Below are 24767 nucleotides of genomic sequence, written 5' to 3'. Positions count from 1 at the left end.
ACAACCCGGCATGCAGCAAGAGGGCGGGCAGGAGACTATGACTCAGGAAATCATCCTGGAAACGAAGAACCTCACGAAGGAATTCAAGGGGTTCACGGCGGTGAGCGACGTCAACCTGCGCGTGCGTCGCGGCTCGATCCATGCACTGATCGGGCCCAACGGCGCGGGCAAGACCACCTGCTTCAACCTGCTGACCAAATTCCTGGAGCCCACCACGGGCACCATCCTTTTCAACGGCGTCGACATCACGCGCGAGAAGCCCGCGCAGATTGCCCGGCGCGGCGTGATCCGCTCGTTCCAGATCTCCGCCGTGTTCCCGCACCTGACCGTGCGCGAGAACGTGCGCATCGGGCTGCAGCGCCAGCTGGGCACCGCGTTCCAGTTCTGGCGCAGCGAGCGGTCGCTGGATGTGCTCGACGCGCGCGCCATGGAGCTGCTGGACCAGGTGGGCCTGACCGAATTCGCCGAGACCACCACCGTCAACCTGCCGTACGGCCGCAAGCGCGCGCTGGAGATTGCCACCACGCTGGCGATGGAGCCCGAGCTGATGCTGCTGGACGAGCCCACGCAGGGCATGGGCCACGAAGACGTGGACCGCGTGACGCAGCTCATCAAGAAGGTATCGGCCGGGCGCACCATCCTGATGGTCGAGCACAACATGAACGTGGTGTCGTCGATTGCCGACACCATCACGGTGCTCCAGCGCGGCGCCATCCTGGCAGAGGGGCCGTACGCCGACGTGTCGAAAGACCCGCGCGTGATGGAAGCCTACATGGGCACCGTCGACGCCGAACTGCAGGGAGCGCACTGATGACGGCCAACACTCCCGCACTGGAAATCAAGGACCTGCACGCCTGGTACGGCGAGTCGCACATCCTGCACGGCGTGGACCTGACCGTGAACCGTGGCGAAGTGGTCACGCTGCTGGGCCGCAACGGCGCCGGGCGCACCACCACGCTGCGCGCGATCATGGGCCTGACCGGCACCCGCAAGGGATCGATCAAGGTCAACGGCCAGGAAACCATCGGCCTGCCCACGCACAAGATTGCCCACTACGGCATTGGCTACTGCCCGGAAGAGCGCGCGATCTTCTCGTCGCTGTCGTGCGAGGAAAACCTGCTGCTGCCGCCGGTGCTCAAGGGGTCCGGCAACGGCGACACGCCGGGCATGAGCGAGGCCGAGATCTACGAGATGTTCCCGAACCTGCGCGAGCGCCGGCAGAGCCAGGGCACGCGGCTCTCAGGCGGCGAGCAGCAGATGCTGGCCGTGGGCCGCATCCTGCGCACGGGCGCGAACCTGCTGCTGCTCGACGAGATATCCGAGGGGCTGGCGCCGGTGATCGTGCAGGCGCTGGCGCGGATGATCCTGATGCTCAAGAAGAAGGGCTACACGGTGGTGATGGTGGAGCAGAACTTCCGCTTTGCCGCGCCGCTGGCCGACCGCTTCTACGTGATGGAGCACGGCGCCATCGTCGAGCGCTTTGCCGCCAGCGAGCTGCAGGCCAAGATGCCTGTGCTCAATGAACTGCTAGGGGTCTGACCCACTGCGCGCATCCCGCGCCAGGGTCGCACGATTTGTCGTCGTCAACGATTGGCAGGAACGGGTGGCGCAGCGCGCCGCCGCAACTCAGGAGACACAACATGAAGATGACTCGGCTGGCCGTCGCAGTGGCGGCAACTGTCCTTGGTGCATTCGCGGGCAGCGCTTCGGCGCAGGTAACCAACGATACGGTCAAGATCGGCTACATCACCGACCTGTCCGGCCTGTACGCCGACATCGACGGCCCGGGCGGCCTGGAAGCCATCAAGATGGCGATCGAGGACCACGGCGGCAAGGTGCTGGGCAAGCCGATCGAGCTGGTCTCGGCCGACCACCAGAACAAGGCCGACATCGCCGCGTCGAAGGCGCGCGAATGGATGGACCAGCAGGGCCTGGACGTGCTGATCGGCGGCACCAACTCGGCCACGGCGCTGGCCATGAACAAGGTGGCGCAGGAAAAGAAGCGCGTCTACATCAACATCGGCGCCGGCACGGCACGCCTGACCAACGAGGAATGCTCGCCGTACACGGTGCACTACGCCTATGACACGGTGGCGCTGGCCAAGGGCACCGGCAGCGCGGTGGTCAAGCAGGGCGGCAAGAAGTGGTTCTTCCTGACCGCCGACTACGCGTTCGGCCATTCGCTGGAAAGCGACACGGCGGCCGTGGTGAAGGCCAACGGCGGCACGGTGGTGGGCCAGGTGCGCCATCCGCTGTCGGCGTCTGACTTCTCGTCGTTCCTGCTGCAGGCGCAGTCGTCCAAGGCGGACATCCTGGGCCTGGCCAATGCCGGCGGCGACACGATCAACTCGATCAAGGCCGCCAAGGAATTCGGCATCACCAAGAACATGAAGATCGCCGGCCTGCTGATGTTCATCAACGACGTGCACAGCCTGGGCCTGAAGAACACCGAGGGCCTGCTGATGACCGACAGCTGGTACTGGGACATGAACGACGACACGCGCAAGTTTGCCAACCGGTTCTTCGGCAAGATGAAGAAGATGCCGAGCAGCCTGCAGGCCGCCGACTACTCGTCCGTCAGCAACTACCTGAAGGCCGTGGAAGCCGCCAAGACCGACGATCCGGACAAGGTCATGGCCGAGCTGAAGAAGATGAAGCTGAGCGACTTCTACAGCAAGGGCCAGATCCGCGCCGACGGCCGCTACGTGCACGACATGTACCTGATGCAGGTCAAGGCCCCGGCCGACTCCAAGAAGCCCTGGGACTACATGAAGGTCGTGACCACGATCCCGGGCGACCAGGCCTTCACCACCGTGGCCGAGTCGAAGTGCTCGGTGCTGAAGAAGTAAGGCGTGAGGTGTGGCTCCCCTCTCCCGCCACGCGGAAGAGGGGCTGGGGATGAGGGCAGGGCGGTTTGGGTGCGACTTGTCGCCATTTGAGCCGCCGGCCCTCGCCCCCGACCCCGCGCCCTCAGGGAGCGGGGAGAAACAGACAGGCAATCGACGCCCATGGACATTTTCGGAATTCCGCTACCCGCCATGCTGTCCCAGCTGCTGCTTGGGCTGGTCAATGGTGCTTTCTACGCGATGCTGAGCCTGGGGCTGGCCGTGATCTTCGGCCTGCTCAACGTGATCAACTTCGCGCACGGCGCGCTGTTCATGCTCGGGGCCGTGCTGGCCTGGGCGGGCATGGAGTACGCCGGACTCAATTACTGGGTGATGCTGGCGCTGTCGCCCATCGTGGTGGGCGTGATCGGCGTGATCATCGAGAAGACGATGCTGCGCTGGATCTACAAGCTCGACCACATCTACGGCCTGCTGCTGACGCTGGGCATCACGCTGGTCATCGAGGGCGTGCTGCGGTCGATCTACGGTGTGTCGGGGCTGCCCTATTCGCCGCCGGACGCGCTGCAGGGCGCCACGGACCTGGGCTTCATGATCCTGCCGAACTACCGCGCGTGGGTGGTGGCGGCGTCGGTGGTGGTGTGCTTGGCCACGTGGTTCGTGATCGAGAAGACCAAGCTGGGCGCGTACCTGCGCGCCGGCACCGAGAACCCCAAGATGGTGGAGGCGTTCGGCGTCAACGTGCCGCTGATGGTGACGCTGACCTACGGCTTCGGCGTGGCGCTGGCTGCGTTTGCCGGCGTGCTGGCCGCGCCGGTGATCCAGGTATCGCCGCTGATGGGCCAGAACCTGATCATCATCGTGTTCGCGGTGGTGGTGATCGGCGGCATGGGCTCGATCATGGGATCGATCATCACCGGCCTGGGGCTGGGCGTGGTCGAGGGGCTGACCAAGGTGTTTTATCCGGAGGCATCGTCGACCGTGGTGTTCTTCATCATGGTGATCGTGCTGATGCTGCGCCCGGCCGGGCTGTTCGGGAGGGAAAAGTGATGAGCGGGCAGACGGGACAGACTGCCGTGGCAGTCGAGGCCAAGGGCTTCAGGGAAGGGACGGGCGTGCAGAAGAAGGTGCTGTACGGCCTGCTGTTGCTGGGGCTGATCGTGGCGCCGCTGGCCGGGGCGTATCCGGTGTTCGTGTTGAAGGTGCTGTGCTTTGCGCTGTTCGCGTGCGCGTTCAACCTGCTGATCGGCTTTACCGGGCTGCTGTCGTTCGGCCACGCGGCATTCTTCGGCGGGGCGGGCTACGCGGCCGGCCACGCAATGAAGGTGTGGGGCGTGACGCCGGAGCTGGGCCTGCTGTTCGGCACGCTGGCCGGCGCGGTCATCGGGCTCGTGGTGGGCTGGCTGGCCATCCGCCGCCAGGGCATCTATTTCTCGATGATCACGCTCGCGCTGGCCCAGATGCTGTTCTTCGTCTGCCTCCAGGCGCCGTTCACCGGCGGCGAGGACGGGCTGCAGGGCGTGCCGCGCGGCAAGCTGTTCGGCGTGCTGCCGCTGTCTGACGACATGACGCTGTACTACGTGGCGCTGGTCATCATCGTGGCCGCGTTCGCGCTGATCGTGCGCACCGTGCACTCGCCGTTCGGCCAGATCCTGAAGGCGATCCGCGAGAACGAGCCGCGCGCCATCTCGCTGGGCTACGACGTGGACCGCTTCAAGCTGCTGGCCTTCGTGATATCCGCCGCGCTGTCGGGCCTGGCCGGCGCGATCAAGGCGCTGGTGCTGGGCTTTGGCACGCTGACCGACGTGCACTGGTCGATGTCGGGCTCGGTGATCCTGATGACGCTGGTGGGCGGCCTGGGCACGCTGTCGGGCCCGATCGTCGGCGCGTTCGTGATCGTGGCGCTGGAGAACAAGCTCGGCGACATCGGCGCCTTCCTGGCCAACCTGACCGGCGTGTCCTGGTTCAATTCGCTGGGCGAGTCCGTGACCATGGTGACCGGCATCATCTTCGTGATCTGCGTGCTGACGTTCCGGCGTGGCATCATGGGCGAGCTGATCGCCCTGACCAGCCGCAAGCCGGGTCACAAGTAGCTGGCGGCGAGTGGAGATGGGGCGACATGCCCGATTTTGGGGCTAGGGTTATTGCTGACTTGTTTCATACGCACCGCTTCGTTACATTGCATATACGGTTTTCGCAGGTTAATTGGAGGCGGAAGCGAGGAGACGACAGGCGCGCACCCGGTGTCGGGTAGCAGCAGCCAATACGATAAAGAGGCGTTGCTGGGTGATCCCTGGCAACGCCTTTTTCATTTCCGGCGCCCCGCATCGCCACCCCTCCGCCCCATGTGCCGCCGATGCATCTTCGGCATGACCGGCCGCCAGCCCGCGTGCGACAATGCCCGGCTGCATCTTCCGGCCCGGCCATGTCCACCCCATCCGACGTTTCCCCATCCCATCAAGTGCCGTATCGGGTACATCCCGCGACTGGCGCCGACGGTCCATTGCTGGACGCCTGGCTGCAGGCCCGCGCGCCGTTGCCAGTGCCCGAGGCGCGCGCCCGGCGGCTGTCGCTCGACGCCTTGCTGGCGCAGGGCGGTGAGGGGCTGTGCCTGGTGGGTCGCACCAGTTCCGGGCAGCCGGTCTGCCTGATGCCGGTCACGCTGGTCCACAGCCTGGCGCTGGGGGGCCGGGTGGCGATGGTGGCCGAATGGTGGCCGCCCGCCGATCCGGCGGAAGCCGCCGAGGCATGGCGCGACGCCTGCTGCGCCGAGCTGGCCGACTGGTGCCGCGCCCATGGCATCCGCCATATCCGGCTGGCCCCGACGCTGGTGGCCGACGCCGCGCAGGCACCCGACGGCTTTCGGCGCGATGCCGACGGCCTCTGGACCCGCAGCCTCCTGCCGACGCCCAAGCAACTCGGCTGACCGGCCCGTCATCGTCATCGACCGTCCGCTCCGGCCCATCCCCTTTGACCTTTCACCCCCTCGCACGGTAGATCCATGGAGTTCGTTTTTCTGGCGGCGGCCGCCTTCCTGGCCGGCTTGATCGACGCGGTGGCCGGTGGCGGCGGCCTGGTGCAGGTGCCGGCGCTGTTCTCGACCTATCCGAACATGTCGCCGGCCACGCTGATCGGCACGACCAAGGTGGCGTCGCTGGCCGGCACGTCGAACGCGGCGCTGCGCTACGCGCGCAAGGTGCGGATCTACTGGGGCGCCACCGGGCCGGCCACGCTGGCGGCGTTCATCTTCTCGATGGCCGGCGCGTGGACGCTGACCATGATGCCGGCCGAGCCGCTGCGCAAGGCGCTGCCGTTCGTGCTGCTGGTGCTGCTGGCCTACACGGTAGCCAGGAAGGACCTGGGCACCGACCACGCGCCGGCGCTGTCGGGCGGCCGCGAACGGCTGGCCGCGCTGCTGGCCGGTGCCGCCATCGGCTTCTACGACGGCGTGTTCGGCCCCGGCACGGGCAGCTTCCTGATGATCGTCTTCGTGCGCGTGTTCGGATACGACTTCCTGCATGCGTCGGCGTCGGCCAAGATCGTCAACCTGGCCACCAACCTGGCGGCGCTGCTGCTGCTGGCCGCCAAGGGCCACGTCTGGTGGCAGCTCGGCATCGTGATGGCCGTGGCCAACGTGGCCGGCAGCCAGGTGGGCAGCAAGCTGGCGCTGCGCCATGGCAGCCGCTTCGTGCGCAAGGTGTTCATCGCCGTGGTAAGCGCGCTGATCGTCAAGACGGCCTACGACGCGTTCCTGCGCTAGCGCGCCGGGAAACCCTTGCCTGTTGCGCCCGTGCCGCTGCGGGTTAATCCCGCCTTTTCGTATCACATCGCTGTGTTAGACTCGATTCGCATTCCCGACCGAGCGGTCGGCGAATGAACTGCGCAATCCGGGGGTAACGGCGCAGGACGGGAAAATAACGGGACGAACTTCGAGGTGCCCGACCAGATCGGATGCCAGCGCTGCATCCGCCAGAGAGCCTGCCAGAGCGGGCCGACAAACAAACTGAAGGCATCCGCCGGCCGGAAGCCGGCGGGTGCCTTTTTCCGTTTTGGAATCGAAGGAGACAAGCCATGACGTTCAAGCGCGCCAGCTTGCTGGCGCTTGCCGCCGCCAGCCTGTTCGCGGGTGCGGCCAGCGCCCAGGTCAAGGTCGGGGTCACGGTTTCGGCCACCGGGCCGGCCGCGTCGCTCGGCATCCCCGAGAAGAACACGTTCACGCTGCTGCCCAAGGAAATCGCCGGCAAGAAGATCGAGTACATCGTGCTCGACGACGCCACCGACACGACCACGGCGGTCAAGAACACGCGCAAGCTGATCAGCGAGGACAAGGTGGACGTGGTGGTGGGCTCCACCGTCACGCCGAATTCGCTGGCGATGGTGGACGTGGCCGCCGAGAGCGAGACGCCGATGATCTCGATGGCCGCCTCGGCCCGCATCATCGAGCCGATGGACGCCAAGCGCGCATGGGTCTACAAGACCCCGCAGAACGATTCGCACATGGCCACCGCGCTGGCCGAGCACATGACCAGCAACAACGTGAAGACGGTGGCGTTCATCGGCTTTGCGGACGCCTACGGCGATAGCTGGGCGCAGGAATTCGCCAAGGTGGCGGAAATGCGCAAGATCAAGGTGGTGGCCAACGAGCGCTTTGCGCGCACCGACAACTCGGTGACCGGCCAGGTGCTCAAGATGATGGGCGCCAACGCCGACGCGGTGCTGATCGCCGGCTCGGGCACGCCCGCGGCGTTGCCGGTCAAGGCGCTCAAGGAGCGCGGCTACAAGGGCAAGGTCTACCAGACGCACGGCGTGGCCAACCCGGACTTCCTGCGCGTGTGCGGCAAGGACTGCGAAGGCACGTTCCTGCCGGCCGGCCCGCTGCTGGTGGCCGAGCAACTGCCCGAGAGCAATCCGGTCAAGAAGCCGGCCATGACGTACAAGACGGCCTACGAGAAGGCGTTCGGCGGGCAGGTGTCCACCTTCGGCGGCCATGCCTGGGATGCCGGCCTGCTGCTGCAGAACGCGATTCCGGAGGCGCTCAAGAAGGCGCAGCCCGGCACGCGGGAATTCCGCAAGGCCCTGCGCGACGCGCTGGAGCAGACGCGGAACCTGCCGGTATCGCACGGCATCATCAACATGAGCCCCACCGACCACCTCGGCATGGACCAGCGCGCGCGCGTGATGGTGCAGATCGTCGATGGCAAGTGGAAGCTGCAGAAGTAAGCCGGCGTTCATCACCGGCACGCGGGAGCCGCGCAGGGCAGACGCAGCACACGGAGGGCGCATGGACATCCATGCGCCTTTTTTTCGCCTCCGCTGCCGCGCGCCGTCCCTAGGCACCGTGCGGCGCAGCCGATAAGCTGGCACCGCGAATCCGCACATCACACGGGCAGACAATGGACCTTTCGATTGCCGCCATCCTGGCGCAGGACGGCATCACTTCCGGCGCGATCTACGCCTTGCTGGCACTGGCGCTGGTGCTGGTGTTCTCGGTCACGCGCGTCATCTTCATTCCCCAGGGCGAATTCGTGGCCTATGGCGCGCTGACGCTGGCCGCGATGCAGGCCGGCCACGCGCCGCAGACCACGTGGCTGCTGCTGGCAATGGGCGTGCTGACCTTTCTCTACGACGGCGTGGCCGTGCTGCGCAGCCCCGAGCTGCGGCTGACCGCGCCGCGCCGGGTGCTGGTGCTGGCCGGCAAGTACCTGCTGTTCCCCGGCGCGGTGCACATGCTGGTGCAGCAGTACGGCGGCCTGCCGCTGCCGATGGCGGCGCAGATCGCGCTGACGCTGCTGATCGTGATTCCGCTCGGGCCCATGCTCTACAGGCTGGCCTACCAGCCGCTGGCCGAGGCCAGCACGCTGGTGCTGCTGATCGTGTCCGTCGGCGTGCATTTCGCGCTGGTGGGGCTGGGGCTGGTGATGTTCGGCGCAGAAGGGTCGCGTACCAACCCGTTCTCGGACGCGCGCTTCGAGGTGGGCAGCCTGAGCGTGTCTGGCCAGAGCCTGTGGGTGGTGGCGGTGTCCGGGCTGCTGATTGCCGCGCTGTACTTCTATTTCGAGCGCACGCTGCAGGGCAAGGCGCTGCGCGCGACGGCCGTGAACCGGCTGGGCGCGCGGCTGGTGGGCATCGGCACCACGCAGGCCGGGCGGCTGTCGTTCACGCTGGCGGCGGCCATGGGCGCGCTGTGCGGCATCCTGATCGCGCCGCTGACCACGGTCTACTACGAGTCGGGCTTCCTGGTGGGGCTCAAGGGCTTCGTGGGCGCCATCGTCGGCGGCCTGGCCAGCTATCCGGTGGCGGCGCTGGGCGCGCTGCTGGTGGGGCTGCTGGAGTCGTATTCGTCCTTCTGGGCCAGCGCGTTCAAGGAGGTCATCGTCTTCACGCTGATCATTCCCGTGCTGTTGTGGCGGTCGCTGACCAGCAAGCACGTCGAGGAAGAGGAGTAAGCCATGACGATGCTGACCAACAAGCCGCTGCAGAAGGATGTGCCCGCGCAGGCCACGCCGCGCGTGGCGGGGGCCGCGCGCAACCGCGTGGTGGCGCTGGTGTTCGTGGCGGTGCTGGCGCTGCTGCCGGTGCTGCCCACGCCCGAGTTCTGGATCACGCTGGGCAACTACATCGGGCTGTACGGCATCGTGGCCATCGGCCTGGTGCTGCTGACGGGCGTGGGCGGCATGACGTCGTTCGGGCAGGCGGCGTTCGTGGGGCTGGGCGCCTACAGCACCGCGTACCTGACCACGCAGTTCGGGCTGTCGCCCTGGCTCGGGCTGCTGGTGGGGCTGCTGATCACGGTGGCGTCGGCCTATGTGATCGGGCTCATCACGATGCGGATGTCCGGCCACTACCTGCCGCTGGCGACCATTGCCTGGGGCCTGTCGCTGTTCTTCCTGTTCGGCAACCTGGAGTTCCTGGGCAAGTACGACGGCCTGAACGGCATTCCGGTGCTGTCGTTCCTGGGCATCGAGCTGCAGTCGGGGCGGTCGATGTTCTACCTGATCTGGGCCGTGGTGCTGCTGGCCGTGGTGGCCATGCAGAACCTGCTGAACTCGCGGCCTGGGCGCGCCATCCGCGCGCTCAAGGGCGGCGGCACGATGGCCGAGGCAATGGGCGTGAACACGGCCTGGATGAAGGTGGTGATCTTCGTCGTGGCGGCGATCCTGGCGTGTGTGTCGGGCTTCCTGTACGCCCATCTGCAGCGCGCGGTGAATCCCACCCCGTTCGGGCTCAACTACGGCATCGAGTACCTGTTCATGGCCGTGGTGGGCGGCGTGGGCCACGTGTGGGGCGCGGTGCTGGGCGCCGGCATCCTGACCATCCTCAAGGACGTGCTGCAGGGCCTGCTGCCGCGGCTGCTGGGCAGCACCGGCAACTTCGAGATCATCGTGTTCGGCGTGCTGCTGGTGCTGCTGCTGCAGTACGCGCGCGACGGCATCTGGCCGTTCCTGCGCCGGCTGATGCCGTCCGGGCCGCCGGTGCTGGCGCCCACCCAGGCCGACCCGCTGCCGGTGCGCGAGAAGCCGGCGGCCGGCGAGCTGATCCTCGACGTACGCGCCGCGCGCAAGCAGTTTGGCGGGCTGGTGGCCGTCAACGACGTGAGCTTCCAGGTGCGCGCGGGCGAGATCATCGGGCTGATCGGGCCGAACGGTGCGGGCAAGTCCACCACGTTCAACCTGGTGACCGGCGTGCTGCCGCTGACCGGCGGGGAAGTGCGCTATCGCGGCGAGGTCATCTCGGGGCTGCCGTCGCGCGAGATCGTCAAGCGCGGCGTGGGCCGGACGTTCCAGCACGTGCACCTGCTGCCGACGATGACCGTGCTGGAGAACGTGGCCATCGGCGCCCACCTGCGCGGCGACTTCCGCGCGCAGGGCGGGGTATCGGCCGCCATCCTGCGCATGAACCGCGCCGAGGAGCAGAAGCTGCTGTTCGAGGCACGCCGGCAACTGGAGCGCGTGGGGCTGGCCGAAGCGATGTACATGGAAGCCGGCAGCCTGGCGCTGGGCCAGCAGCGCATCCTGGAGATCGCCCGCGCGCTGTGCTGCGACCCCGCGCTGCTGTTGCTCGACGAGCCGGCTGCCGGGCTGCGCTACAAGGAAAAGCAGGCGCTGGCCGACCTGCTGCGCAAGCTGCGCGGCGAAGGCATGAGCGTGCTGCTGGTGGAGCACGACATGGACTTCGTGATGAACCTGACCGACCGGCTCGTGGTGATGGAATTCGGCACGCGCATCGCCGAGGGCGTGCCGGCCGACGTGCAGAAGGACCCGGCCGTGCTGGAAGCGTACCTGGGCGGCGTGGAGTAAGGAGCGGAGATGAGTCTGATTCTGGAGGTGGGCGACCTGCACGTCCGCTACGGCAAGGTCGAGGCGGTGCACGGCGCCAGCCTGAAGGTGGAGGCCGGCAAGATCGTCACCGTGATCGGGCCCAACGGCGCGGGCAAGTCGACGATGCTCAACGCGATCATGGGCGCGCTGCCCGTCAGTGGCTCGGCCAGCGGCACCGTGCGATACCTGGGGCACGACATGGCCGGCATTCCCGTGGAAGGGCGGGTGGCGCGCGGCATGTGCCTGGTGCCCGAGAAGCGCGAGCTGTTTGCGACGATGAGCGTGGAGGACAACCTGCAGCTTGGCGCCTTCCGCCGCAAGCGCGCCGGCGAGCGCAACTACCTGGACCAGCTGGAAGTGGTCTACGCGCTGTTCCCGCGCCTGAAGGAGCGTGCGCGGCAGGAAGCCGGCACGCTCTCCGGCGGCGAGCGCCAGATGCTGGCCGTCGGCCGCGCGCTGATGGCCAAGCCGCAACTGCTGATGCTGGACGAGCCCAGCCTGGGCCTGGCGCCGCTGATCGTGAAGGAAATCTTCCACATCATCAGCAACCTGCGCCAGACCGGCGTGGCGACGCTGCTGATCGAGCAGAACGCGCGGGCCGCGCTGCAGGTGGCGGACTACGGGTACGTGATCGAGACCGGCGACATGGCGATGGAAGGCGAGGCGTCCGCGCTGGCCAGCAACCCGAAGGTGATCGAAACGTACCTGGGGCTGGCGAAACGGGCCGCCTGAACCGGCTACGTATACGTTATGAAAATAACGGCGCCATCTTGGCGCCGTTTTCTATTCATGCAGCCGATCTTGTTCACACTTTTATCCACAGTGTGGATAAGTCTCAGCGCATCAGCGCGGCGATATCGGTGGCCGCGACTCCCAGCAGCCAGGAACGGAAGGCCGCCAGGGCTGGATGGTCACGCTTTTCGCGCGGCGCGCAGAGGAAATATCCCCGGCTCAGCGTGATGGGCAGGTCGAACGGCGCCACCACCTGACCGGCCTGCAACGCATCCCTGACAAGGCATCGCTGCAAAACGGCCACGCCCATATCGGCCTTCACGGCCTCCAGCAAAATCGACACCTGGTCAAAGCCGCGCGCCAGCGTGGGCGCAGCGTCGGGTACGCCCGCGGCCTGCAGCCAGTGCTGCCAGTTCCTGGGGGCAGTTGTGTGGAAAAGTAGCGGTTCGGCCATCAGGTCGGCCGGAGTTTTCCACAGATGCGCGGCCTGCCGTGCGTGGGCGCGGGCAGGGTGGCAGATCGGCACCATTTCGCGGCCAATCACGTAGTCCACCTGCCAGCCCGACCACTGGCTGGCCTCGCCGGTCAGGATGGCGGCGTCTGGCCGGGCACCCGAAAAATCCTCCTCGCGGCGGTACGGGACGAAGTCCAGCTGGATGTCGGGATGCTGGCGATGGAAGTCGGGCAGGCGGGGCACGAGCCATACGCTGGCCAGCGTCGGCACGGCAGAAAGCGTCAGATGGTGGCGCCGATCCTCGCCGAACATGGCGGCGCTGGCGGTCTCCACGGCGGCCAGCGGATCGGCGATGGCGTCCAGATAGGCGCGCCCCGCCTCGGTTAGCGTCAGACGGTGGGCATTGCGATGGACCAGCGGCTGGCCGAAATGGGCCTCCAGCCGGGCGATGGCGCGGCTGATGGCGCCCTGGGTCACGCACAGCGTTTCAGCCGCCCGCGTGAAGCTGCCCAGCCGCGCGGCCGTTGCAAACGCGTGCAGTTCCGACATCGAAGGAGACCGTATACGCATAGCCGCCGAGCATGATCTTTGGTAATGGAAGCGTGCAATATAGTCGTTTGTGCCGGACCGGTAAACTCTCCGACACTCGCTGCTCGATACCCAGATTCGACAACGATAAATCGAGGAGTGTTTGCCATGAAGCGAGCCCAGAATTGCCGCGCGCAGCGTCGCCGGCTGGTGTTTTCCACAGTGTTGTCCACAGCCGTGATCGCCACGCTTGGCGGTGTGGCCCTGCCGGCTGCGGCGCAGGTTAACTACCCGACCAAGCCCATCCGCCTGATCGTGCCGTTCGCGGCCGGCGGCACCACCGACCTGTCGGCCCGCCTGGTGGCCGAGTACGCCGGGCGCGAGCTGGGCCAGACCATCGTGGTCGACAACAAGGGCGGGGCGGGCGGCTCCATCGGCATGGAGCAGGTGGCGCGCTCCGCGCCGGACGGCTACACCATCGGCATGGCCACGGTCAGCACGCACGGCTCGAACCCGGCCGTCTATCCGAAGCTCGGCTATGACCCGGTCAAGGATTTCGCGCCGATCACCAACGTGGCGGCTATCCCCAGCGTGTTCGCCGTGCATCCGAGCGTGCCGGCCAAGACGATGCAGGAATTCGTGGCGCTGGCCAAGGCCAACCCCGGCAAGTACACGTTTGCCTCGCCGGGCGCCGGATCGCTGGGCCACGCCAACATCGAGAACTTCATGATGCTGGCCAAGATCGACCTGCTGCACGTGCCGTACAAGGGCGCCGGCCTGGCGCTGAACGACGCGCTGGCAGGGCAGGTGACCGCGATCACCGACAACCTGTCGACCACGCTGCCCCACGTCAAGGCCGGCCGCCTGCGCGCGCTGGCCGTGCTGGGCGCGCAGCGGTCTCCGCAACTGCCAAACGTGCCGACCTACGCCGAGCTGGGCTACAAGGACATGGGCGACGGCGGCTGGTTCGGCATCGTCGCGCCGGCCGGCACGCCCCAGCCGGTGGTCGACAAGCTCAACGCCGCCATCCACAAGGCGATGCTGAACCCCGAGTTCAAGCGCAAGATCGAGGAATCGGGCGGTACGCTGGTGCCGACCACGCCGGACCAGTTCAAGGCGCAGATCCAGCAGGCGATGGCCCGCTACGCCCGCGTGGCCAAGGCCGCCAATATCCGCCTGGACTGAGCGATGACGATAATCGAAGCCCAGGCGGTGCAGGGCGACGCCCCGGCCGGCCCGTTCACGCTGGCCCTGCCGCAAGCCGACGCGCTGCCGCTGGTATGCGACTCGCCGCACAGCGGCACCCACTATCCGCTGGATTTCGGCGCGGCCGTGCCGCTGGAGCGGCTGCGCGGCGGCGAGGATACCCATATCGACACGCTGTGGTCCGCCATCCCCCAGGTGGGTGGCACGCTGATCGGCGCCACCTTCCCGCGCGTCTACATCGACCCGAACCGGACGCTGGACGACCTGGACCCCGAGCTGCTGGTGTCGCCGTGGCCGACGCTGCTGTCGCCGGGCGAGAAGACGCGGCTGGGCTACGGCCTGATCTGGCGTCGACTGGACGCGACCACGCCGATCTACGACCGCCTGCTGACCGTAGCCGAGGTACAGCGCCGGATCGACGCCTACTACCGGCCGTATCACGCCGCGCTGTCCGAGGCGGTGGAGGCGGCGCACCGGCGCTTTGGCGCGGTCTGGCACCTGAACCTGCACTCGATGCCGAACAACGCTTACGCGCGGCTCAAGATCGACAGCCCGCATCCGCTGGCGGACTTCGTGCTGGGCGACCGGGACGGCACCACCTGCGAGCCGGGGCTGGTGGATGTGGTCGAGACCGGGTTGAAGGCCATGGGCTACACGGTGGCGCGCAACGACCCGTACAAGGGTGTGCAACTGATTGCCCAGATGGGTCGTCCGGCCGAGCGGCGCAACAGCCTGCAGATCGAGATTCGCCGGCCGCTCTATATGGACGAAGCGACCAAGGTGCCGAATGCCGGTTTCGCTGCGCTGCAGCGTGACCTGGCTACGCTGTCCGGCCAGCTCGCCGCCTATATCCGCGCGCAGCTATAGCGAGACGTTTCACGTGAAACATCGGCGGTAGGGTAGGGCCCAGTGCAAGCGGGGCCTTGTTGTATCCGGATGGTGTTTCACGTGGAACACGCTTTGTGCCGCCAGCATACCTTGGCCCCCATGTTTCACGTGAAACACTTGCCACGGCCGACGATCCCAAATCGATTGCCGCTATAATTCGGCATCCCGTATTTTCCCGCCCAGCCTCCCGGAGGAGGTGTCCCATGCTTTACCCGAAAGAATTCGACGTCATAGTCGTCGGCGGTGGTCACGCCGGCACCGAAGCCGCCCTTGCTGCCGCGAGGATGGGCTGCCAGACGCTGCTGCTCACGCACAACATCGAAACGTTGGGCCAGATGAGCTGCAATCCGTCGATTGGCGGCATCGGCAAGGGGCATCTGGTGAAGGAAGTGGACGCCATGGGCGGCGCGATGGCTGCCGCCACCGACGAGGCGGGCATCCAGTTCCGGATTCTGAATTCCAGCAAGGGGCCGGCCGTCCGCGCGACGCGCGCCCAGGCCGACCGGGTGCTGTATCGCAAGGCCATCCGCACGCGGCTGGAGAACCAGCCGAACCTGATGCTGTTCCAGCAAGCCGTGGATGACCTGATGGTCGAGGGCGACCGCGTGGTCGGCGCCCGTACCCAGGCTGGCATCGACTTCCGGGCCCGCGCCGTGGTGCTGACGGCCGGTACGTTCCTGGACGGCAAGATCCACGTCGGGCTGGACAACTACACGGGCGGACGTGCCGGCGACCCGGCAGCCGTCTCGCTGTCCGCGCGGCTCAAGGAGCTGAGGCTGCCGCAAGGCCGCCTGAAGACCGGCACGCCGCCGCGCATCGACGGCCGCACCATCGACTTTTCGGTGATGGAAGAGCAGCCGGGCGACCTGGACCCGGTGCCGGTGTTCTCCTTCCTGGGCAACCCCGCCCAGCACCCGCAGCAACTGCCGTGCTGGATCACCCATACCAACAGCCGTACGCACGACATCATCCGGGGCGGCCTGGACCGTTCGCCGATGTACACGGGCGTGATCGAAGGGGTAGGGCCGCGGTACTGTCCTAGCATCGAGGACAAGATCCATCGCTTTTCGAGCAAGGAAAGCCACCAGATCTTCCTGGAGCCGGAAGGGCTGACGACCAACGAGTTCTACCCGAATGGCATCTCGACGAGCCTGCCGTTCGACGTCCAGCTCGATCTCGTTCACTCGATCCGAGGCATGGAGAACGCGCACATCCTGCGCCCGGGCTACGCCATCGAGTACGACTACTTCGACCCGCGCGGGCTCAAGGCGTCGCTGGAAAGCAAGGCGATCTCGGGCCTGTTCTTCGCCGGCCAGATCAACGGCACCACCGGCTACGAGGAAGCTGCCGCGCAGGGGCTGCTGGCCGGGATCAACGCTGGCTGCTACGTGCGCGAGCGCGATGCCTGGACACCGCGCCGCGACCAGGCATACCTGGGCGTGCTGGTCGACGACCTGATCACGCGCGGGGTGACCGAGCCGTACCGCATGTTCACGAGCCGGGCGGAATTCCGCCTGAGCCTGCGCGAAGACAACGCCGACATGCGCCTGACCGAAGTGGGCCGGGAGCTGGGCGTGGTGGACGACGTCCGGTGGGACGCCTTCAACCGCAAGCGCGACGCTGTTTCACGTGAAACAGAGCGGCTCAAGAGCACCTGGGTCAACCCGACGCTGCTGCCGGAAGCCGACGCCGTGCCGCTGCTGGGCAAGGCCATCGAGCGTGAATACTCGCTGGCCGATCTGCTGCGCCGCCCGGAAGTCCGCTATGAGGCGCTGGTCGCCATGCAGGACGGCAAGTACGCCCCCGAGGCACCGCTGGCCGACGATGCCATGCTGGCCGAGCAGATCCGCGAGCAGATCGAGATCGGCATCAAGTATCACGGCTATATCGCGCGCCAGGCAGCCGAGGTAGACAAGCTGGAAGCCAACGAGGCCACCCGGCTGCCGCTGGACTTCGACTACACCGAGGTGCGCGGGCTGGGCTTCGAGGTCAGCCAGAAGCTGAACCAGCATCGGCCGGAAACGCTGGGCCAGGCCTCGCGCATCTCGGGCGTGACGCCGGCGGCGATCTCGCTGCTGCTGGTCCACCTGAAGAAGAAGGGCATGGGGCGCGCCGCGCCGGCGGCTGCAAAGTCCGGTGACGGTCAGGAGGCTGCCTGAGTGGGTGGCTACCGTTACACCGTGACCGACGAGGCGGCGCAGCGCAAGCGTCTTGAAGCGGGGCTCGATGCGATCGGGCTGGCACTGTCGCCCGCCCAGGTCGACACGCTGTTCGCCTACCTGACGCTGCTGCGCAAATGGAACAGCGTCTACAACCTCACCGCCATCCGTCATCCTGACGAGATGCTGACCCACCACCTGCTGGACTCGCTGGCTGCCGTGCCGGCGCTGGCCGACGCCGCGCGCGTCGCATCCGTTCCCGACGCTGCGCGGGGCAGGGTGCTGGACGTGGGTTCGGGCGGCGGCATGCCGGGCATGCCGCTGGCCATCGCGTGCCCGGACGTGTCGGTGTTGATGGTCGACATCGTCCAGAAAAAGACCGCTTTCCTGACCCAGTGTCGCGCCCAGTTGCACCTGACCAATGCGGCTGCACACTGGGGGCCGGTGGAGAAGATCGAGGATGCCGCCGGGTACGCCGTGATTACGTCGCGCGCGTTCGCCGAGCTGACCGACTTCGTGAACCTGTCCGGCCATCTGGTGGCACCGGGGGGCCGGTTGCTGGCGATGAAGGGCGTCTATCCGCAGGCCGAGATCGACCGCATGGCCGCGGCGGGGCTGATGGAAACGTGGCAGGTGGACGCCGTGACCAAGCTCAACGTACCAGAGCTGGATGCGGAGCGGCATATCGTCGCCATATCACGACGTTGAATCGTCAAAGCTGTAAATTGGAAAACGCCATTCATCTGATGAATATGAGTGGCGGAAACTGGGCAAACAGGAGCTGCTAGCGCTTATGGCCAAGGTATTCGTGATCGCCAACCAGAAGGGTGGTGTGGGCAAGACCACCACGACGGTGAACCTGGCCGCCGGTCTGGCCGCGCAGGACCAGCGGGTGCTGCTGGTCGACCTCGATCCCCAGGGCAACGCATCGATGGGATCGGGCATCGACAAGCAGTCGCTGGAACACAGCGTGTACCAGGTGCTGCTGGGGCTGGCGTCGGTGCCGCAGGCGCGCCAGCGGTCGGAAGCCGGACGCTACGACGTGCTGCCGGCCAACCGCGAACTGGCCGGCGCCGAAGTCGAACTGGTGGATCTGGACCAGCGCGAGCGCCGGCTCAAGCAGGCGCTGGCCGAGGTGGACGACCAGTACGACTTCGTGCTGATCGACTGCCCGCCGTCGCTGTCGCTGCTGACCCTGAACGGCCTGTGCGCGGCGCACGGCGTGATCGTGCCAATGCAGTGCGAGTACTTCGCGCTGGAGGGGCTGTCCGACCTGGTCAACACGATCAAGCAGGTGCACGCGAACCTGAACCGCGACCTGAAGGTGATTGGCCTGCTGCGCGTGATGTTCGACCCGCGCGTGACGCTGCAGCAGCAGGTGTCGGCCCAGCTTGAGGCGCATTTCGCGGAGAAGGTCTTCAAGACCGTGATCCCGCGCAATGTGCGGCTGGCCGAGGCGCCGTCGTACGGCATGCCCGGCGTGGCATTCGATGCGTCCTCCAAGGGCGCCAAGGCGTATCTCGATTTCGGCGCGGAGATGATCGCGCGCGTCCGCCAGCTCGGTTGAGCGGCACGAACTGACAGGGAAGGGTGGCGAGCATGGTGACCGCTAAGAAGAAGGGGCTGGGCCGGGGACTGGAAGCACTGCTCGGCGGGCCGGCCGAGATCGTCGAGACGGCGCGGCAGGAAGGGCTGCCGTCGGTGCTCAACGTCAATCAGCTTCAGCCGGGCAAGTACCAGCCGCGTACGCGCATGGACGAGGGCGCACTGCAGGAGCTGGCCGCCAGCATCCGCGCGCAGGGCCTGATGCAGCCGATCCTGGTGCGCCGCGTGGCCGAGCCGGATCGCTACGAGATCATCGCCGGCGAACGCCGCTACCGCGCGTCGAAGCTTGCCGGGCTGGACAAGGTGCCGGTGCTGGTCAAGGACGTGGCCGACGAGGCCGCGGCCGCCATGGCGCTGATCGAGAATATCCAGCGCGAGGACCTCAATCCGCTGGAAGAGGCGCAGGGCATCATGCGGCTGATCCGCGAATTCAGCTTCACGCACGAGCAGGCCGCGGAGTCGGTGGGCCGCTCGCGCAGCGCGGTGTCGAACCTGCTGCGGCTGCTGAACCTGGCCGCGCCGGTGCAGACCATGCTGATGGCGGGCGACCTGGACATGGGGCATGCACGGGCGCTGCTGGCCGTCGACGGCGCCAACCAGATCACGCTGGCCAACCAGATCGTCAACAAGCGGCTGTCGGTGCGCGAGACGGAAAAGCTGGTCGCCTCGACGCTGAAGCCGTTCGACCTGAAGTCGCTCAAGCAGAAGCAGGGCAACGGCACGCGCGACGTGGCGCGGCTGGAAGAGGAACTGTCCGACGCACTGGGGCTGGCCGTGCAGATCAAGCTCGGCGCGCGCGGCAAGGGCCAGTTGACCATCCACTTCAACAACAACGACGCGCTGGACGGCGTGTTGACGCGGCTGCGCGAGCCGGCGGCCAACGCCTAGCCGTTTCCACGGTATACGGCAATCGTTTTACAGGTGGAATCGGTGGCCTGTCGGCCCGGCGCGACAGGCACGCCAGCGTGCACCATGCCGCGGCATGAATCTGCGCGATAACCGAACGGCGCCCGGCGCGTGTCGCAATGCGGTGCACGCCGGGGCCGGGTCCAGTGACGGCCGATTCACCATCATGCCCGCTCGGGCGCGCGCAATCCGATTACGTTGCGCGTCATTGCCGCGCAATATCCCACCATCCATCATGAAGGCGTGATAGCAACCGTTGTGCGAAATTCACTGCAAGCTAACTGAAAGCAGATTGACTCGTCTTGGCGATTGCTAATAGAATCGTGCGGTTTGAATTCTGGCCGGCGACGAAAAGTTCCGGCCTGGAACGAGGCTAGGCAGGTGGTGGTTCGAGACCGTCAGCAGGAACATTCGCAAGCCGGCCCGGCGTCCCCCGGCAGTCGTCGTCACGACGATTGGCGAGACGACTGGGATGATAACGCCGAGCGCGAGGACGAAGCTGTCGATCCGCTGTCGCATGCCGAGGCGGTGCGGCTGCTGGGCGAGCGCGCGTTGCGCCCGTCGCGGATGACACCGGGCAAGGTCGTGGTGGCCCAGATCGTGGTCACGCTGCTGTCGGCCCTGGCCTGGGCGATGTTCGCCGGGGCGCCGGGGCCTTCTGGCTGGTCGGCCTTCTTCGGCGGCATGGCGTGTTTCGTCCCGAGCGGCTTCTTCGCGCTGCGGCTGTACATGTCGCGCGCGCAGCCGTCGGTCGGCGGCCTGGTGGCCGGCGAGGCGATCAAGGTCTTCGGCACGGTGGCACTGCTGGTGCTGGTGATCGTGCTGTACCGCGAGCTTCGATGGGTGCCGCTGCTGGTCACGTTCCTGCTGGCGCTCAAGACTTACTGGGTGGCGCTCGCGATCCGCTAGGCGGAGAGTCGCGAATCCCGTCGCCCGGGCCACGCCGCAAGGCAGGGCCACGGCTTGGGGTTCGGTCTCAGATGAGGCACCCATCCGGAATATCAAGGTTTCAACGCGCAGGGCGTCACAACGGTGCAGCGCTGCGTGAGCAAGGTTTTGCCCGGAACAATACGAAGGATTTGCCGCGGCGGTGACCGGTCATGTGACCGAAGGCCCAGGCAAGTCTCATACCGGTAGGCCGCCAGGGCGGTCTCCGGCAACGCAGATTTCGCAATATACCGATCGTTTCAACATGTCATCTGAAGCTACGCAAGGCGCAGGGCACGTGCTCACACCCTCAGGCTATATCGCCGAACACCTGCAGAACTTTAATTCGGTCGGCGGCAAGCAGCAGTCCGTGGTCGATTTCAGTGTCATCAACTATGACACCGTGTTCTGGTCGGTGCTGTGCGGCGTCATCGCACTGCTGTTCCTCTACATGGCCGCCCGCCGCGTCACGGCCGGCGTGCCGGGCCGCTTCCAGGCCTTCGTGGAAATGATCGTCGAGATGGTCGACGACCAGGCCAAGGGCATCATCCACGGCGACCGCTCGTGGATCGCCCCGCTGGCGCTGATGGTGTTCTGCTGGATCACCATGATGAACGCGATCGACCTGATCCCCGTGGACTGGGTCACCGGCCTGAACCACGTGCTGGGCATCTTCCACATCCACCTGCCGCACCACCGCGCCGTGGCCACGGCCGACCTGAACGGCACGCTGGGCATGTCGTGCTCGGTGCTGGTGCTGATGATCTACTACAGCTTCAAGATCAAGGGTGTCGGCGGCTTCGCGCACGAGCTGTTCTCGGCCCCGTTCGGTGCCAAGTGGTACCTGGCGCCGTTCAACTTCGTCCTGAACATCATCGAGTTCCTGGCCAAGGCCGTGTCGCTGGGCATGCGGCTGTTCGGCAACATGTACGCCGGCGAGCTGGTGTTCCTGCTGATCGCGCTGCTGGGTTCGATCTGGACGTTCGGCGCGGACCTGTCCGCACTGGGCTTCGTCGGTCACGTGATTGCTGGCGCCGTCTGGGCCATCTTCCACATCCTGATCGTGCTGCTGCAGGCCTTCATCTTCATGATGCTGACGCTGGTGTACATCGGCCAGGCTCACGATCACCACTGATTTTCCGGTTCTTCGTTTTTTGGTTTTTTGGTTCTAAGTCTCTCTAAATTAAAGGAGTCATCATGCAAGCATTTCTCGCCAACATCCAGGGTCTGACCGCTATCGGTATCGGCATCATCATCGGTCTGGGCGCTATCGGCGCCTGCCTGGGTATCGCCCTGATGGGTGGCAAGTACATCGAAGCCTGCGCACGTCAGCCCGAGCTGATGAACCCGCTGCAAACCAAGATGTTCCTGCTGGCTGGCCTGATCGACGCTGCATTCCTGATCGGTGTGGGCGTTGCAATGCTGTTCGCATTCGCCAACCCGCTGCTGTCGGTCATTCAGTAAGTCTTTTCGGTCTGCATGATGCTGACGGGCGGCGCAGGCCTCAGTCCGATGGCCTGGCCGCCCTTGTGCATTTATCTGTAGTTTGATTACCGAAAGGAACACACCATGAATCTGAACGCAACGTTTCTTGCGCAGATGGTCGTGTTCTTCATCCTGTGGTGGGTTGTTGCCAAATTCATTTGGCCGCCGCTGGTGAAGGCGCTCGACGAACGCGCAAAGAAGATCGCCGATGGCCTCGCCGCTGCCGAAAAGGGCAAGGCGGAGCTTGAACTCGCCAACAAGCGTGTGGACCAGGCCATGGCCGAAGCCCGCACCGAAGGCGCACAGCGCGTGGCCGACGCCGAAAAGCGCGCCCAGGCCGCCGCCGACGAGATCAAGCAGAACGCCCAGGCAGAAGCCGCACGCATCATCGCCCAGGCCAAGGCCGAGGCAGAGCAGCAGGTGACCCGCGCACGCGAAACGCTGCGCGACCAGGTTGCCGTGCTGGCCGTGAAGGGTGCAGAGCAGATCCTCAAGCGTGAAGTGAACGCGCAGGTGCACGCCGACCTGCTCAATCAACTCAAGGCTGAGCTTTAATCATGGCTGAAACCGCAACCATTGCCCGTCCCTACGCCGAGGCGCTGTTCCGCGTCGCGAGCGAAGCCGGTGCAGGCAACCTGGGTGCATGGTCCGAACTGGTGTCGGAGATGGGGCAGGTTGCCGCCAACCCCGACATGCAGGCGCTCGCCACCGATCCGAACGTGCCGGGCGACAAGCTCGAGCAGGTGTTCCTGTCGGTGCTGAAGAGCCCGGTCAACGACGAGGCTCGCCGCCTCGTGAAGCTGCTGGTGGAAAACAACCGCCTGACGGTGTTGCCGGAAATCGCCGAGCAGTTCCATGCGCTCAAGAACGCCCGCGAGGGTTCGTCCGACGTCGAGATCACCAGCGCCTACCCGCTGGACGATTCGCAGACGAAGGAACTGGTCGCCGCACTCGAACGCAAGTTCGGCCGCAAGCTGTACGCAAAGGTGGCGGTGGACCCGTCGCTGATTGGCGGCGTGAGCGTCAAGGTCGGCGACGAAGTGCTCGACACCTCCGTGCGCGCGCGCCTGGCTGCCATGCAAGCCACGCTGACCGCCTGACCGCAACGGCCGACGGATTGAAGAATTAGGAGCATTGTGATGCAACTGAACCCCTCAGAAATCAGCGAGCTGATCAAGTCCCGCATCTCGGGTCTTGGCGCCGACGCTGAAGTGCGCAACACCGGCACGGTGATTTCCGTGACCGATGGTATCTGCCGCGTGCACGGCCTGTCCGGCGTGATGCAGGGCGAGATGCTGGAATTCCCGGGCAACACGTTTGGCCTGGCACTGAACCTCGAGCGTGACTCGGTGGGTGCCGTGGTGCTGGGCGAGTACGAACACATTTCGGAAGGCGATACGGTCAAGTGCACCGGCCGCATTCTGGAAGTGCCCGTGGGCAAGGAACTGCTGGGCCGCGTGGTCAACACGCTGGGCCAGCCGATCGACGGCAAGGGCCCGATCAACGCCAAGGAAACGGACGTGATCGAGAAGGTCGCCCCGGGCGTGATCGCGCGTCAGTCGGTGAGCCAGCCGGTGCAGACCGGCCTGAAGTCGATCGACGCGATGGTGCCGATCGGCCGTGGCCAGCGCGAGCTGATCATTGGCGACCGCCAGACCGGCAAGACCGCCGTGGCCGTCGACGCCATCATCAACCAGAAGGGCAAGGGCGTCTTCTGCGTGTACGTGGCAATCGGCCAGAAGGCTTCGACGATCTCGAACGTCGTGCGCAAGCTCGAGGAAAACGGCGCGATGGAATACACCATCGTCGTGGCCGCCTCGGCTTCGGACTCGGCCGCCATGCAGTACCTGGCCGCCTACGCCGGCTGCACGATGGGCGAGTACTTCCGCGACCGCGGCGAAGACGCGCTGATCGTCTATGACGACCTGACCAAGCAAGCCTGGGCCTACCGCCAGGTGTCGCTGCTGCTGCGCCGCCCGCCGGGCCGCGAAGCTTACCCGGGCGACGTGTTCTACCTGCACTCGCGCCTGCTGGAGCGCGCCGCGCGCGTGAACGAGGACTACGTGTCGAAGTTCACGAACGGCGCCGTGACCGGCAAGACCGGTTCGCTGACCGCGCTGCCCGTGATCGAAACGCAGGCCGGCGACGTGTCCGCGTTCGTGCCGACCAACGTGATCTCGATCACCGACGGCCAGATCTTCCTGGAAACCGACCTGTTCAACGCCGGTATCCGTCCCGCCATCAACGCCGGTATCTCGGTGTCGCGCGTGGGTGGTGCAGCCCAGACCAAGGTCATCAAGAAGCTGTCCGGCGGTATCCGTACCGACCTGGCCCAGTACCGTGAACTGGCTGCGTTCGCGCAGTTTGCCTCGGACCTGGACGATGCCACCCGCAAGCAGCTGGAGCGCGGCCGCCGCGTGACGGAACTGCTCAAGCAGCCGCAATACCAGCCGCTGCAGGTGTGGCAACTGGCCGCGTCGCTGTACGCCGCGAACAATGGCTTCCTCGACAACGTCGACGTGAAGGACATCCTGCCGTTCGAAAAGGGCCTGCACGACCACCTGAAGACCAAGTTCGCCGACCTCGTCAACCGCATCGAAGAGACCAAGGATCTGTCGAAGGACGACGAAGCCGCCCTGCGTGCCGCGATCGAGGATTTCAGGAAGTCCGCCGCGTTCTAACCGCGTGATTCCACGGACCGCGCCGTGACGCCGCA

Annotated in this window: 24 protein-coding genes; 23 read left to right on the top strand and 1 reads right to left on the bottom strand. The window is 66.2% G+C overall.

Annotation, left to right across the window (positions count from 1 at the left end; translation table 11 throughout):
* The first annotated feature begins 37 nt into the window (after window positions 1–37).
* The 11 genes from QTN24_RS11935 to QTN24_RS11885 all read left to right on the top strand — a co-directional run bounded on the left by QTN24_RS11935 (window position 38) and on the right by QTN24_RS11885 (window position 11893).
* Window positions 38–811 carry an ABC transporter ATP-binding protein gene (locus QTN24_RS11935; protein ID WP_124682887.1) on the top strand — a complete coding sequence of 258 codons (774 nt, stop codon included), beginning with the start codon at window positions 38–40 and terminating at the stop codon, window positions 809–811.
* The gene (locus tag QTN24_RS11930) at window positions 808–1539 is read left to right on the top strand and encodes an ABC transporter ATP-binding protein (RefSeq protein WP_124682888.1); all 732 of its coding nucleotides are present in this window, start codon (window positions 808–810) and stop codon (window positions 1537–1539) included. Before QTN24_RS11935 ends, QTN24_RS11930 begins: the two co-directional genes overlap by 4 nt.
* A gap of 101 nt (window positions 1540–1640) precedes the next feature.
* Window positions 1641–2849: an ABC transporter substrate-binding protein gene (locus QTN24_RS11925; RefSeq protein ID WP_124682889.1), complete on the top strand. Its 1209-nt coding sequence runs from the start codon at window positions 1641–1643 to the stop codon at window positions 2847–2849.
* 159 nt (window positions 2850–3008) lie between these two features.
* Window positions 3009–3893, top strand: coding sequence for a branched-chain amino acid ABC transporter permease (locus QTN24_RS11920; RefSeq protein ID WP_124682890.1), 885 nt, complete (start codon window positions 3009–3011; stop codon window positions 3891–3893).
* Window positions 3893–4936 carry a branched-chain amino acid ABC transporter permease gene (locus tag QTN24_RS11915; protein ID WP_124682891.1) on the top strand — a complete coding sequence of 348 codons (1044 nt, stop codon included), beginning with the start codon at window positions 3893–3895 and terminating at the stop codon, window positions 4934–4936. The genes QTN24_RS11920 and QTN24_RS11915 overlap by 1 nt, the downstream gene beginning before the upstream one ends.
* 410 nt (window positions 4937–5346) lie before the next feature.
* Window positions 5347–5769, top strand: a complete 423-nt coding sequence (locus tag QTN24_RS11910; RefSeq protein WP_313837272.1) for a hypothetical protein — start codon at window positions 5347–5349, stop codon at window positions 5767–5769.
* Between the two features lie 75 nt (window positions 5770–5844).
* A complete protein-coding gene (locus QTN24_RS11905) occupies window positions 5845–6603 on the top strand; it encodes a TSUP family transporter (protein ID WP_313837270.1) in 759 nt (252 codons plus the stop codon).
* A 311-nt stretch (window positions 6604–6914) separates the two neighbouring features.
* On the top strand, window positions 6915–8063 hold the full coding sequence (locus QTN24_RS11900; protein ID WP_313837268.1) for an ABC transporter substrate-binding protein: 1149 nt from the start codon (window positions 6915–6917) through the stop codon (window positions 8061–8063).
* A gap of 173 nt (window positions 8064–8236) precedes the next feature.
* Window positions 8237–9289, top strand: coding sequence for a branched-chain amino acid ABC transporter permease (locus QTN24_RS11895; RefSeq protein ID WP_313837266.1), 1053 nt, complete (start codon window positions 8237–8239; stop codon window positions 9287–9289).
* A 3-nt stretch (window positions 9290–9292) separates the two neighbouring features.
* Window positions 9293–11140: a branched-chain amino acid ABC transporter ATP-binding protein/permease gene (locus QTN24_RS11890; RefSeq protein WP_313837264.1), complete on the top strand. Its 1848-nt coding sequence runs from the start codon at window positions 9293–9295 to the stop codon at window positions 11138–11140.
* A gap of 9 nt (window positions 11141–11149) precedes the next feature.
* Window positions 11150–11893, top strand: a complete 744-nt coding sequence (locus QTN24_RS11885; protein WP_124682897.1) for an ABC transporter ATP-binding protein — start codon at window positions 11150–11152, stop codon at window positions 11891–11893.
* A 103-nt stretch (window positions 11894–11996) separates the two neighbouring features.
* Here QTN24_RS11885 and QTN24_RS11880 read toward each other — a convergent pair whose 3' ends face one another.
* Entirely contained in the window at window positions 11997–12917 is a 921-nt protein-coding gene (locus QTN24_RS11880) for a LysR substrate-binding domain-containing protein (protein ID WP_313837261.1), read from the bottom strand.
* 126 nt (window positions 12918–13043) lie between these two features.
* Between QTN24_RS11880 and QTN24_RS11875 the strand changes: the two genes are divergently transcribed.
* From QTN24_RS11875 to atpA, 12 genes are all read left to right on the top strand, one after another.
* Window positions 13044–14060, top strand: a complete 1017-nt coding sequence (locus QTN24_RS11875; RefSeq protein ID WP_313837259.1) for a tripartite tricarboxylate transporter substrate binding protein BugE — start codon at window positions 13044–13046, stop codon at window positions 14058–14060.
* A gap of 3 nt (window positions 14061–14063) precedes the next feature.
* Window positions 14064–14948, top strand: a complete 885-nt coding sequence (locus QTN24_RS11870) for an N-formylglutamate amidohydrolase (protein WP_313837258.1) — start codon at window positions 14064–14066, stop codon at window positions 14946–14948.
* A gap of 224 nt (window positions 14949–15172) precedes the next feature.
* Entirely contained in the window at window positions 15173–17128 is a 1956-nt protein-coding gene (gene mnmG, locus QTN24_RS11865; RefSeq protein ID WP_313837256.1) for a tRNA uridine-5-carboxymethylaminomethyl(34) synthesis enzyme MnmG, read from the top strand.
* Complete coding sequence (gene rsmG / locus QTN24_RS11860) at window positions 17129–17836, top strand: 16S rRNA (guanine(527)-N(7))-methyltransferase RsmG (RefSeq protein WP_409559013.1); 708 nt, start codon at window positions 17129–17131, stop codon at window positions 17834–17836.
* 85 nt (window positions 17837–17921) lie between these two features.
* A complete protein-coding gene (locus QTN24_RS11855; RefSeq protein WP_124682901.1) occupies window positions 17922–18695 on the top strand; it encodes a ParA family protein in 774 nt (257 codons plus the stop codon).
* A 32-nt stretch (window positions 18696–18727) separates the two neighbouring features.
* Window positions 18728–19621, top strand: a complete 894-nt coding sequence (locus QTN24_RS11850) for a ParB/RepB/Spo0J family partition protein (protein WP_124682902.1) — start codon at window positions 18728–18730, stop codon at window positions 19619–19621.
* Between the two features lie 399 nt (window positions 19622–20020).
* A complete protein-coding gene (locus tag QTN24_RS11845) occupies window positions 20021–20548 on the top strand; it encodes an ATP synthase subunit I (RefSeq protein ID WP_313837252.1) in 528 nt (175 codons plus the stop codon).
* Window positions 20549–20831: 283 nt separating this feature from the next.
* A complete protein-coding gene (gene atpB / locus QTN24_RS11840; RefSeq protein ID WP_124682904.1) occupies window positions 20832–21701 on the top strand; it encodes a F0F1 ATP synthase subunit A in 870 nt (289 codons plus the stop codon).
* A 62-nt stretch (window positions 21702–21763) separates the two neighbouring features.
* The gene (gene atpE, locus QTN24_RS11835) at window positions 21764–22030 is read left to right on the top strand and encodes a F0F1 ATP synthase subunit C (protein WP_124682905.1); all 267 of its coding nucleotides are present in this window, start codon (window positions 21764–21766) and stop codon (window positions 22028–22030) included.
* A gap of 105 nt (window positions 22031–22135) precedes the next feature.
* Window positions 22136–22606 carry a F0F1 ATP synthase subunit B gene (locus tag QTN24_RS11830; protein ID WP_124682906.1) on the top strand — a complete coding sequence of 157 codons (471 nt, stop codon included), beginning with the start codon at window positions 22136–22138 and terminating at the stop codon, window positions 22604–22606.
* Between the two features lie 2 nt (window positions 22607–22608).
* Window positions 22609–23151: a F0F1 ATP synthase subunit delta gene (locus tag QTN24_RS11825; protein WP_124682907.1), complete on the top strand. Its 543-nt coding sequence runs from the start codon at window positions 22609–22611 to the stop codon at window positions 23149–23151.
* Between the two features lie 39 nt (window positions 23152–23190).
* Window positions 23191–24732 carry a F0F1 ATP synthase subunit alpha gene (gene atpA, locus QTN24_RS11820; protein ID WP_124682908.1) on the top strand — a complete coding sequence of 514 codons (1542 nt, stop codon included), beginning with the start codon at window positions 23191–23193 and terminating at the stop codon, window positions 24730–24732.
* The last annotated feature ends 35 nt before the right edge of the window (window positions 24733–24767 follow it).

The organism is Cupriavidus sp. SZY C1, from assembly GCF_032190535.1.
Taxonomy (GTDB): domain Bacteria; phylum Pseudomonadota; class Gammaproteobacteria; order Burkholderiales; family Burkholderiaceae; genus Cupriavidus; species Cupriavidus pauculus_C.
Note: the sequence above shows the minus strand (reverse complement) of the source record. Positions and strands in the feature narration are given on the sequence as shown.

Bases quoted from the DNA above. Each gene is read 5' to 3' on its own strand.
- mnmG (WP_313837256.1), top strand. From the start codon at position 15,173: ATGCTTTACCCGAAAGAATTCGACGTCATAGTCGTCGGCGGTGGTCAC.
- QTN24_RS11905 (WP_313837270.1), top strand. From the start codon at position 5,845: ATGGAGTTCGTTTTTCTGGCGGCGGCCGCCTTCCTGGCCGGCTTGATC.
- QTN24_RS11885 (WP_124682897.1), top strand. From the start codon at position 11,150: ATGAGTCTGATTCTGGAGGTGGGCGACCTGCACGTCCGCTACGGCAAG.
- QTN24_RS11900 (WP_313837268.1), top strand. From the start codon at position 6,915: ATGACGTTCAAGCGCGCCAGCTTGCTGGCGCTTGCCGCCGCCAGCCTG.
- atpB (WP_124682904.1), top strand. From the start codon at position 20,832: ATGTCATCTGAAGCTACGCAAGGCGCAGGGCACGTGCTCACACCCTCA.
- atpE (WP_124682905.1), top strand. From the start codon at position 21,764: ATGCAAGCATTTCTCGCCAACATCCAGGGTCTGACCGCTATCGGTATC.
- QTN24_RS11825 (WP_124682907.1), top strand. From the start codon at position 22,609: ATGGCTGAAACCGCAACCATTGCCCGTCCCTACGCCGAGGCGCTGTTC.
- QTN24_RS11855 (WP_124682901.1), top strand. From the start codon at position 17,922: ATGGCCAAGGTATTCGTGATCGCCAACCAGAAGGGTGGTGTGGGCAAG.
- QTN24_RS11920 (WP_124682890.1), top strand. From the start codon at position 3,009: ATGGACATTTTCGGAATTCCGCTACCCGCCATGCTGTCCCAGCTGCTG.
- QTN24_RS11895 (WP_313837266.1), top strand. From the start codon at position 8,237: ATGGACCTTTCGATTGCCGCCATCCTGGCGCAGGACGGCATCACTTCC.
- QTN24_RS11890 (WP_313837264.1), top strand. From the start codon at position 9,293: ATGACGATGCTGACCAACAAGCCGCTGCAGAAGGATGTGCCCGCGCAG.
- QTN24_RS11925 (WP_124682889.1), top strand. From the start codon at position 1,641: ATGAAGATGACTCGGCTGGCCGTCGCAGTGGCGGCAACTGTCCTTGGT.
- QTN24_RS11880 (WP_313837261.1), bottom strand. From the start codon at position 12,917: ATGCGTATACGGTCTCCTTCGATGTCGGAACTGCACGCGTTTGCAACG.
- QTN24_RS11870 (WP_313837258.1), top strand. From the start codon at position 14,064: ATGACGATAATCGAAGCCCAGGCGGTGCAGGGCGACGCCCCGGCCGGC.
- QTN24_RS11850 (WP_124682902.1), top strand. From the start codon at position 18,728: ATGGTGACCGCTAAGAAGAAGGGGCTGGGCCGGGGACTGGAAGCACTG.
- QTN24_RS11875 (WP_313837259.1), top strand. From the start codon at position 13,044: ATGAAGCGAGCCCAGAATTGCCGCGCGCAGCGTCGCCGGCTGGTGTTT.
- atpA (WP_124682908.1), top strand. From the start codon at position 23,191: ATGCAACTGAACCCCTCAGAAATCAGCGAGCTGATCAAGTCCCGCATC.
- QTN24_RS11915 (WP_124682891.1), top strand. From the start codon at position 3,893: ATGAGCGGGCAGACGGGACAGACTGCCGTGGCAGTCGAGGCCAAGGGC.
- QTN24_RS11830 (WP_124682906.1), top strand. From the start codon at position 22,136: ATGAATCTGAACGCAACGTTTCTTGCGCAGATGGTCGTGTTCTTCATC.
- QTN24_RS11935 (WP_124682887.1), top strand. From the start codon at position 38: ATGACTCAGGAAATCATCCTGGAAACGAAGAACCTCACGAAGGAATTC.